Below are 10310 nucleotides of genomic sequence, written 5' to 3'. Positions count from 1 at the left end.
TTCCACATCTTTTCTCTATATAATCAATTCATAATATTTATCTACATTCATATCTTTAGTATATTTAGTTTTATATAATTTTTTGGCGTTACCAGATTCCACTTCAGCTAAAGTTGAACTTAAGAAGTATCTATTAATACCATTCACGAAATCGATTATATTACCTTGTTCAATATTCACACCGCATTCAAATTCCGCTAAGTCTTTTGCAATATCAGTATCAGAACTCATAATGGATATTACTGGTTTTCCAGCAGCTAAGTATCCATACGTTTTGCTTGGTACTCCAAGACCGTCAATGCCTTTTTCTAAACTAACTAAACATAAGCTGCTTATAATTAAAGCATCCGCATAGTCTTGTCCCTGAAGAAATCCAAAAACTTTGGAATTGACTATCTCATTATTTCTTAAAAAACTTGTAACGTATTCCACTTTAGTACCGTGTCCCGAGAAAACAAAAAATATATCCTTGTGATTTTTGAAATGTAAGATTCCTTGTAAAATAGTCTCCATATCCTGGACGGCACCCATATTGCCGGAATATAAAACAATGAACTTATAGTTCTGTTGAATTTCCTTAAATTTATCATTAACTATTTGAGTACTTTGAACACTTTTTTCATTAGAGAACCAGTTTGGAATAACTTGTAGATTTTTAGAACTCTTAGCTATGTTGTGACCTAATACATAATCTTTCATTTCATTTCCTAAAAGAACTATATTAGAAGCTTTTGAATATACACGTCTATTAATAGAATTCATAAGTTTGTGGATTATCCCATTCTCTTTTATACTATTAATCCTTAGTGCGTTATCTGGATAAATATCAAAAGCAACAAATATAAATTCTGTATCATAAATCTTTTTTAAGAAATAAGTAATTAAAGGCAAAATAGGTGGGTTGGAATAAACAATGATCGTCTTAAATTTTCTTAAGTAAAAAAACTTAGTTAACATAGATAGAAAAAGTGAAAAAAAGTTAAATATACGCCCGAACTTTGATTTATTATTGTATGCGGTGTATTTAACTCTTTTGATCGTTACTCCTTCCAAAACTTCATCAATTTGTATTTCCTTGTAATTATGAGACACGAATTCTTGAGGATATCCGCAAACTACACTAACATCTAAGCCCCTTTCTTTTAAACCAAGTGCAAGTTCAGTAATAAGAGTTGCAGTAGACACATGTTCTGGATAAAAGTATTGACATAAGATTCCTACTTTTTTTGTTGATAAGCCCATCTATATCTTGTCCCCTTACTTTCAAGCGTATCTTCGTTTTATAATATGCTTGAGTATTTCGTAGTATTCAACTTAATTCAAACCTATCCCAGATTGCATATAATATAAGATTAGCCGCCTTTGGAATTCTGAAATTCTAAAAAGCGGCTTAATCATATGTATACATACTAGACTAAGTAAAAATACGAAAGGAATCTCTATGCTCCCTTCGTAGTTTTACTTTACTAACTTACTTCTAATCATCATAGGTAGTCGGATTTTCCAAAATCCCTTTTGGTAATCTCTTAAATAAGCTCCATTCCTTTATCCATAAAAAATTGCGATACATTTTTGCTTTTGGCGTATTTGTAGAAAAGATTATTATTCTAGTGTTTTCAAATTCAAAAGAAGGTAAATCCATTCGATAATTGCGTGCTTTCAAATTTCGTGCTATTAGATATTCAGATAAGCTTTCTATAGTATTAGAACTTTCTAACAGCCCATGCAAGGAAAACACAGCACTTTTTTTCAATCGAATTAATTCATCCATTGTGAACATAATAGTTCTTTTCAGATCTACTTTCTTAACAATAAAGTCCATAAATGCCGCTTCATTTTTACCAATAAAGTGGATCACATATGCTAATCCCGCTTTTTTTACCTGAAATGGAAAAAATGCAATTACTCGATTATGCTCCTTAACCGCATATATTTCTACATTCCCTTGGTATTCCATTGATTTCCACAAATTATTAATAAAAGCGTACTCAATAAATGGATTTTCATTTTTACTCTCTTCCAAAATAGCATTCCATTCTTTCTCGAATACTTCTAAATGCTTAAGTGTTTTAATCTGTATAAGCTCCAAACCATTCCCCTTTCTAATTTGGTTGCTTTTGATGCGTGTAATACTGAATGGTTTCTTTCAAACCTTCAGCAAAACTATAAACTGGGACCCACTCAAGTGATGCTATTGCTTTATCATTAGAGAGAACACTCCGCTCAATCTCTCCCTCTCTAAGTGATTCATAAACTGGTTCTACCTTCATACCAGTTAATTTAGCTATCTCTTCATATAATTTTTGAATAGAGACTTCTATACCGGAGCTAATATTACAAACTCCTGTATAATCAGATAGTACGGATTGTATACATGCCGCTGCTACATCTTTTACATAGATAAAATCCCTTGTTTGATTGCCATCATAAATAACTGGATTTTCTCCTTGTATTAACCGATGGATAAGATTTGTAATTACTCCATTTGGTTGCCTCGGGCCAAAAACATTAGAAAATCGTAATATACTGCTTTTTACATCAAATAATTTCTCGTAAAGCTGAGCATATTTTTCAGCAGATAGTTTAGAAAGAGCATAAAAAGAGAGTGGGGAGAGTTTACTGTCTTCAAATACTGGAAATGTAGTTGGATTACCATAGACTGCCGCTGTGGAAGCTATCACGCATTTTTTCACCTCATATTGTCTTGCATATCGTAAAATATTCAAAGTTCCGAATAAGTTTGCTTGGCAATCTTCTACTGGGTTACTCATCGATTCGATAACCGATGATTGCGCAGCCAAATGAATGACATAGTCTGGTTGTTCCAATTGAAAAACCGCCTCAAGATTCTCTTGCGTAATATCTATTTCATAGAAGATAATGTTTTCTGGTAGATTACTCAACTTCCCAGTAGTTAAATTATCTACTGCTATTACGTAAATTTGCTGTTCTAATAATGCTTGTACAACGTAAGAACCGATAAAACCTGCAGCTCCTGTCACCATTACCTTCAAATGTGTAACCTCCGATTCAATTGAATTTCGATACGTATAAATCATTTTTACCAACATTATCTAAATACCAATGAATTGTCTCTGCAATACCTTCTTCAAAAGAGTAAGAAGCGGACCAGTCCGATTCTTTACTTATTTTAGAATTCTCTATTGCATACCGCCTATCATGTCCAAGAAGATCTTGGAGAAATTCTATTAAAGCCTCACTTTACTCGTAATACTGGTAATAGTAATGATCCTTTTCAAGTTTATAATTATTAAGAATTGTCCCAATAATATTTGCTTTAGAAGTTTGTAACACTTCTTTAGCTTTTACAGCGTTCCTTTTCTCCGTTTTACCAGAACTAATGACTAGTATTGTACCGTCACATTTATTTGAAAGAATTTGTGCATCTGAAACGGAAAGAGCAGGAGGGGCATCGAATATAATCACGTCATAAATCTCTCTTATTTCTTTTATAAAAATATCCATTAGACTTGATCCAAGAAGTTCTGCAGGATTGGAGGGAATAGGTCCACAAGTAATTAGGTGTAATCCTTCAATTCCAGATTCTTTTACTATTCCATTAAAATGCCAATGCCCTGTCAGTAAGTTGGTTAAACCAGGTGAATTGGATTTTTCAAAAGTGTAATGCATTGTAGGTTTTCTCAAATCAGCATCAACGAGGAGCACTTTTTTTCCTTCTTGTGCGAAAACAATTGCAACGTTTGCAGCTAAGGTGGACTTCCCTTCTCCAATTGAAGAAGAAGTAAATAAAAGTGTTTTCAAATCTTTATTTGGAAGTGAAAAGTTAATGTTTGTTCGGACAGTTCGGAACTGCTCCGAAATGATGGATCTAGGGCTAACATTCGTCACAAGTTTCCGTGCAGCAAATTGCTTCAATTTTTTTTTCTTATTAAACACTTTTTGATCCTCTTTTCCTTATGCTACTAGTTAAATCTTTTGTTCTTTTTAAATTTCCCCTTGAAATAGGACTAATGAGTCCCAAGATTGGTAAACCTAAAAATTCTTCAATATCCTGCTCGTTTTTTATAGTTGTATCTAAATACTCTATGAGAAAAGTTATTCCCACCCCGAGCATTAAACCGATTACAGCTGCTATTGCTATATTTAGGACAGGTTTAGGCTTAACAGGTGAAATGTTCTTTGTGTATACTGCTGGTGAGAGAATGTTGACATTATCTACGTTCATCAATGATTTAATTTCTTTTTGGAACACTTCGGCTGTCATATTGGCAATATCAATTGCTTTTTGCAAATCTGGATCTTCTACACGTACGTTCACAACTTGCGAGTTTTGCTCGCTATTAACGGATATTTTTGTATTAAGTAATGCAGGTGTCATATTTAAATTCAAATTTTCGATTACTTTTGATAAAATAATTGGGCTTTTAATGATGACATTGTATGTGTTAATTAATTGAAGATTTGTTTGAATGTCCTGAGTGTTTAATTGTTCCCGCTGGAATTCCTTCTGGTTTATGAGAATTTGTGTTGATGCATTATAAATCGGTGTCAGAAAATAGTAGCTGAATACACCGGTAATCGATACCGTTAAAACGAGCATACTAATAATGAGTACAAGCCGTTTCTTTATGGTTTTAAAAAGTTCTTGTAAACTAATTGTTTCCTCCATTAGAGTTATAACCCCTTTTTCTCGCTCATTCGAATAGAATCAAGTGTTAATTCATATATGACGATTTTTTTTGAAACTAATTGGTGGTAATGGTTGAAACTCTGTACCGAATATGACATGGTTGGCATTTTCACAATAGTAAGTAACATGGCTTTTAGAAAATTTCTTTTTAACATATTGATAAGCCTTTTTTAACAAAAAAGGTCTTTTTAAATAATGGTGTGCATCTGAAGCTATAAAGTGCACTAAATTGTGTTTGATTAAAAGTTTTGTGTACTTTTTTAAACCTCTACCATTATCCCCAATTAAACTCGAAGCTGTTATTTGAATGAGTGCCCCTTTACTTACGAACTCGTATAGCAATTGTTTGTTTTTTCTTAGTACAGCATTTCTTTCTGGATGTGCAATAATCGGAATATATCCTTTTAGTTGGATTTTATAAAAAATTTCTAAAGTACAAGAAGGAATATGGTTGCTAGGTAGTTCGATTAATAAATACTTTCCGCTATTTGCTAGCGTTAATAGATTATCCTCCAGTTCATCTAGAATATTATTAATCGATAGATAAATTTCTTGTCCTGGCAGAATTTTTAATGGGATATTTCTCCGAGAAAGTTCTCTGTAAAAAAGGGCAACCGCTTCTTTTACTATTAAAGAAGAATTATTGTATTTGCTATTCAGATGGTGCGGGGTAGCAATTATATGTGTTACCCCATTTGCAACTGAATCTACAGCAAGTAATATCGCTTCTTCCATGGATTGAGCCCCATCATCTAGTCCAGGTAGAATGTGATTATGGATATCTGCTAACATCTGTTTACTACCCCTTTAGTAGATAGTTGATTGAATTACTTGTCCCTTTAGTCTATGAAACATAAATACTTTTAATAAGCTCCTTTTCCAGTAGCCACAATAACAATCGTTCGTATTACAATCTTCAAATCTAATAAAAATGAACAATTTTGCACATAGTACAAATCATGCAGTACTTTCTCCCCGTGTGTAATTTTGGACCTCCCATTAACCTGTGCATATCCTGTAATTCCTGGTTTTACGAGTAATCGTTTCTTTTGTTCTGTAGAATAATGATTTGTTATTTCTACTATTTCAGGTCTTGGTCCCACCAAGCTCATATCTCCTTTAAGTACATTCCATAATTGAGGGATTTCATCTATACTAAACTTCCTATATATTTTTCCTAAGGCTGTAACATCTAAATGTTCTGGTTTAGCAAAGGAAAAGTCTTTAGGTACTTCATGCTGCCAGGCATATTGATGACTACTAGATTCCTCTAACTCAATCTGCATCGTTCGAAATTTCCAAATCGTAAAAGGAACATTATTCATGCCAGATCGGACTTGCTTAAATAATATTGGACTTCCGGAAAATAAGAAAAGTATAATTGAAAATAAAAATATTAAAGGAATACAAATTACTATAAGTAAAACGCTACCCAATAAGTCTACAATTCGCTTACCATAACGCTGATATAGGAAACGATTGCTTTGCTGCAAGGTTATATTCTTCAAGCTTTCCAAAACGCAGCCTCCTTTAATATTTGAAAACTCTGAGCTACTAAGAAAGTATATTCACCTTCCCTACTAAAAAAGAACTAACAAAATAAAGTGATGAACAAGTTAATGGAGACAAAAATAAGCTGTCTCTAGGATTTATTCCCTAGGACAGCTCATAAATATTATTTTGAAGTATTATAATGACCAAATGGCGCCATTATTTTAACATGCTTTTTGCAATTGTGATTAGATCTTTACTATTCACTGTTTTACCCTCCATTTTTGCTGTGAACCTAACAGATACGAGCAACTTCTTTGAGTTATTTTCTACTACAAAATAGAGTTGCTGAAAAAATGGATCGTATAAGTATTCTATCCCTTCCTCTGTCATCTTGGTGTACGAAGCTACATTTTCTGTAGTAGATAGCCCTCCTTTTGCAGATTGTAGTTGAATTTCAATGCCACCAAAACTTTCTTTACTTTCTCTATACATAAGACTTATGTCTCTTATTTCGTCTGTTGACTTAGCCTCTCTTATAGTATATTTTGCATTATTCTCCTTTGCTTCCTTATACATTTCTTCAGTCAAAGCTTCAAATCCATCAACTCCCAGATTTGGAGTCTCATAATATATCTTTCCTTCTGTAAGTATATATTTATCTAATGAGTCGCTCTCGAAGAAGAGAGATCCCTTTACCTCATCCGAAATTTGTAACTCGTCATTTAAGAGGAGGCTACCCTTAAATTCTTTAGGAATTTGTGAAACGCTCGCAATTTCCTCTCCTTTAAATATCGCAGCTAAGGCAGTTAATCCGAGCTCTTCATACCCATCAACTGGTAGAAAATATTTTATTTTTCCTTTAGGCATTGTCTCCTGAAGATTATTCGTTATCCATCTATATTTCGCCATGACCTCATCATATTTTCTATGTGGTGCTGCTTCTTCCAGAGTCATTGAATTCATTTCGAAAACTTGTTTCCCCTCCGAATTAAAAAGTCTCCACCCCGTATATTGCATGGCTGTAGCTATAGATGCAGTAAAAAAAATAGAAAGAAAAATGGCGATAAACGAAGCTCTTAAATAAATAGGTCTAGATATCTTTTTTCGTTCCATTATTTTATTCTTAAGAGAATTGCTATGCTCTATCTGTGGGACGGCTTGGCTTTTCAAACGCGTTTCAAATTCTTCATACGTTTTGATTTTATTGTCCATCATCCGATCTCCTTTCGATTATTTTTTGGATTTTCGATTTTATTCGCTCAAACCTCTTTCTAGAAGTTGGGATACTAATATCTAAAATAGACGCTATTTCTTTAAAGTCTTTATCTTCTATTATTCTTAATACGATCAATGCTCTTTCTTTTGGTTTCAATTGGGACAATATGTAACTTAATTCAAAGTCACTATATTCATTTGTATCTTCTTTTGGAGACAGACCCTTTTCAGTAAATGGAATAAATTCAACAAGCTTTTTTCTCTTAATTTTATTTAGACAATGGTTGTACGCAATTCTATACAGCCAAGCACTGCTATTATTTATTTCCATCAGTTTTCTATTTTGAAATGCTTTGATGAATACCTCCTGTGCAGCATCTTCCGCATCGTGTGCATTTCTCAAGATATTAAAGCAATACCTATAAATTTTCTGATGATACTCCTTTAGTAATTCCTCCACCTTCGTCTCATGCGACTCTTCGATTACATATTCCGTTACATTTGTATACACTCCCTATGCACCTCCTTTTTCTTCTCTCTATATGTAAGACAAACAACTACACCATAATGTGACATTAAAAAAACACCGGATATTATAAACCGGTGTTATTCCTTTTATATTTTTTAGGTTTTTTCGATATTCCCTCAGCAATCAGATTAAAACAATAGATTAAGAGCATGAAAACCAATAAAGGTGGAATAATCATCCAAAACTGCTTTGTTACAAAGACATCTCTCGAAATTGCTATCATCCCAGAAATCTCGGATATATCAGGCTTTAATCGATAAGGTGTATCTTCGTAATAAGCCGCTCCCCCTACAAAAATCGAAAGTATTCCTAAATGAACAAACATTTGAAGCACTTGTACAATATGCTGAGTCCAAAATAAAACTAGCTTTGTCCATAACTGTGGATTAATATGCTTCCATATGACCCAAGTTAATGACCCCCCCATAATTACAGAGTTTTGAACATACTCTTTTTTTAAGGTTTCATTCATTTCATTTCCAATTGAACTCGTTGTGACGGGTAAGACAATGATTGACATGATTAGAACTTGTAACACTAATCGCTCCGTTAATGTAGTATTCCAAACCCCTGTAGAATTAATAAGTACTGGAACTAATAAGATAAATACAAGCAAAGTTAATGGTAGAAAATGCATGCCATCTGCTATCGCATTTATCACTTTTCGGCTTTTATTATTCATATAAAATACATACACAATCGCCATTATATATCCAACAACTATTCGTATCGTTGCAATTATTAATGTGAGCAGTATAGTATATTTCACACCGACTAATAACTGTTGCAAAATAGAATAACCATAAGGATCTGTCCCAAAGAATACACTTTTAGACGGAGGATGTGGTGCTCTGCTTATTAACTTTCCATCTTCATTATAGATATTATTAATTTGATCGATTTGATCATGAAATAAAATGGTGTATAAAAAGCTAATAGAAAGCAGCCCAAGCACGATGAAAAGTGGGAAGATTATGTCCCAGCGCTTGAATATAATTTTACATGTTGATAAGCTGATTCTTTTATTGCTAATTTTAAATAGTGAATGTAATTGTTGCTTATGTAATAATGGCAAATTATATTTCTCAAAAATTACATTTCTCTCAACGCTTCCTTTATACACAATATTCTCTACGAACGAATAAAAGATAAAAAATGGTATAAACACCGAGAAAAGAATAAATGTTATACCTGTGGGGCTAAAATCCGCTCTTAAATAATAAAGAATTCCCTTCATCCCAAATAGATATTCAATAATAACTAAAGAGGATAAAGTGAGCCAAATAATTGACTTAGACTGAAAAAATGCACTTTTCAAGACGTTGGAACTACAATGCCTAATTAATATTTCTACCTTATTCAAACCTTTAGATTTTGCCAATTCCACATATGGCTGGTTCAACTCTTCTTTATATATCAAAAGGAAAAGTTTGAAAAACAATAGTGTCGGAATAACTGATAAGCATACGATAGGGGCAACATATACCAAATTACCACCTAAACTATAAAAAGATAAAATCCGATATCCAGTTGCTAAATATACTTGAACTACAACCATTTGAATCAGAAAGACGTATGAAAAATCGGGAAATGACTCTAGAATTTTGGTTATTTGTAGGACAATTTTTTTTACCGTTCTATTCGATAACATCGTTATAAAAGCCAATAGTAGCGCGGTAATAAAAGACATTAATAAAGAAATAATTAGAACAGTCATAGAGTATAAATAAGGTCCTTTAAAGTATTCGAGGAAGGATATTTTTCCTCTCTCAACCGTGGAAGAAATGAAATAGCTCAGATGCCATTTAGATGGATCCGCTAAATCCTTTAATAACCCAACAAAAGTCTTGAAATACACGTGAAAATCAAAAGCATCATTTATTGTAAATAGCGCAGGTGTGCAGCTAATTAACATAATCCCTAGTAAGCCGAGCAAAAATTTAAATAAAACGCTTACAATTCTACTCATATTAAAACCTTCCTATCTAACTACCAACACATCAGTTGATAAAATATTCCCTATAAATGAAGAAAGAAACTGCAAGTGTAAGTAGAAAATAAATAAGAGATCCTATAAAAACGAAAGATACACTGTTTACTCGATGAGTAAAGTCCATTTTTATACCTGTTTGACCTTGTATTTGCATATCCATTTGCCGACTCTTTGTCCCACTTTTATTTGTGAAGATATAAATTATAAATATCGCCACAATTCCAAAAGGAATCGCAATATCTATAAAACTAGCATTAAATAAGAATGTAATAATCCAATTTACAATTCCTAAACTTACTACAGTAATTAGTAATGTATTTATTTTTCTCATAATATCCCTCCGTTTAATCACATAATACCTAAGAAGTCGAGCAAAAATTTACATAAAACGCTTACAAATCTACTCA

The 10310-nt window shown here is 32.7% G+C and carries 11 protein-coding genes; all 11 read right to left on the bottom strand.

The features are described from left to right. Positions 1-15: 15 nt before the first annotated feature. Positions 16-1242, bottom strand: coding sequence for a glycosyltransferase family 4 protein (locus tag ACTSKG_RS18865; RefSeq protein ID WP_464756058.1), 1227 nt, complete (start codon positions 1240-1242; stop codon positions 16-18). A 235-nt stretch (positions 1243-1477) separates the two neighbouring features. After that, positions 1478-2089, bottom strand: a complete 612-nt coding sequence (locus ACTSKG_RS18860; protein WP_464756057.1) for a GNAT family N-acetyltransferase — start codon at positions 2087-2089, stop codon at positions 1478-1480. Between the two features lie 13 nt (positions 2090-2102). Next, positions 2103-3005: an NAD-dependent epimerase/dehydratase family protein gene (locus ACTSKG_RS18855; protein ID WP_464758069.1), complete on the bottom strand. Its 903-nt coding sequence runs from the start codon at positions 3003-3005 to the stop codon at positions 2103-2105. Positions 3006-3222: 217 nt separating this feature from the next. Beyond that, positions 3223-3918, bottom strand: coding sequence for a CpsD/CapB family tyrosine-protein kinase (locus tag ACTSKG_RS18850; RefSeq protein ID WP_464756056.1), 696 nt, complete (start codon positions 3916-3918; stop codon positions 3223-3225). Continuing rightward, positions 3911-4651 (bottom strand): YveK family protein, encoded by a 741-nt coding sequence (locus ACTSKG_RS18845; protein WP_464756055.1) that lies wholly within the window; start codon positions 4649-4651, stop codon positions 3911-3913. The genes ACTSKG_RS18850 and ACTSKG_RS18845 overlap by 8 nt, the downstream gene beginning before the upstream one ends. A gap of 51 nt (positions 4652-4702) precedes the next feature. Next, positions 4703-5464 (bottom strand): tyrosine-protein phosphatase, encoded by a 762-nt coding sequence (locus ACTSKG_RS18840; protein WP_464756054.1) that lies wholly within the window; start codon positions 5462-5464, stop codon positions 4703-4705. Between the two features lie 71 nt (positions 5465-5535). Beyond that, positions 5536-6189, bottom strand: a complete 654-nt coding sequence (locus ACTSKG_RS18835) for a sugar transferase (RefSeq protein ID WP_464756053.1) — start codon at positions 6187-6189, stop codon at positions 5536-5538. Between the two features lie 193 nt (positions 6190-6382). After that, the gene (locus tag ACTSKG_RS18830; RefSeq protein WP_464756052.1) at positions 6383-7129 is read right to left on the bottom strand and encodes a hypothetical protein; all 747 of its coding nucleotides are present in this window, start codon (positions 7127-7129) and stop codon (positions 6383-6385) included. A 238-nt stretch (positions 7130-7367) separates the two neighbouring features. After that, the gene (locus ACTSKG_RS18825) at positions 7368-7892 is read right to left on the bottom strand and encodes an RNA polymerase sigma factor (RefSeq protein ID WP_464756051.1); all 525 of its coding nucleotides are present in this window, start codon (positions 7890-7892) and stop codon (positions 7368-7370) included. Positions 7893-7974: 82 nt separating this feature from the next. Continuing rightward, complete coding sequence (locus ACTSKG_RS18820; protein ID WP_464756049.1) at positions 7975-9879, bottom strand: ABC transporter permease subunit; 1905 nt, start codon at positions 9877-9879, stop codon at positions 7975-7977. Between the two features lie 31 nt (positions 9880-9910). Next, positions 9911-10234: a hypothetical protein gene (locus ACTSKG_RS18815; protein ID WP_464756048.1), complete on the bottom strand. Its 324-nt coding sequence runs from the start codon at positions 10232-10234 to the stop codon at positions 9911-9913. Positions 10235-10310: the final 76 nt, after the last annotated feature.

The organism is Psychrobacillus syltrankelensis, from assembly GCF_055454035.1.
Note: the sequence above shows the minus strand (reverse complement) of the source record. Positions and strands in the feature narration are given on the sequence as shown.

Excerpts from the sequence above, each read along its gene's own strand:
- ACTSKG_RS18820 (WP_464756049.1), bottom strand. The coding sequence starts at position 9,879 with ATGAGTAGAATTGTAAGCGTTTTATTTAAATTTTTGCTCGGCTTACTA.
- ACTSKG_RS18840 (WP_464756054.1), bottom strand. The coding sequence starts at position 5,464 with ATGTTAGCAGATATCCATAATCACATTCTACCTGGACTAGATGATGGG.
- ACTSKG_RS18815 (WP_464756048.1), bottom strand. The coding sequence starts at position 10,234 with ATGAGAAAAATAAATACATTACTAATTACTGTAGTAAGTTTAGGAATT.
- ACTSKG_RS18865 (WP_464756058.1), bottom strand. The coding sequence starts at position 1,242 with ATGGGCTTATCAACAAAAAAAGTAGGAATCTTATGTCAATACTTTTAT.
- ACTSKG_RS18855 (WP_464758069.1), bottom strand. The coding sequence starts at position 3,005 with ATGGTGACAGGAGCTGCAGGTTTTATCGGTTCTTACGTTGTACAAGCA.
- ACTSKG_RS18830 (WP_464756052.1), bottom strand. The coding sequence starts at position 7,129 with ATGAATTCAATGACTCTGGAAGAAGCAGCACCACATAGAAAATATGAT.
- ACTSKG_RS18845 (WP_464756055.1), bottom strand. The coding sequence starts at position 4,651 with ATGGAGGAAACAATTAGTTTACAAGAACTTTTTAAAACCATAAAGAAA.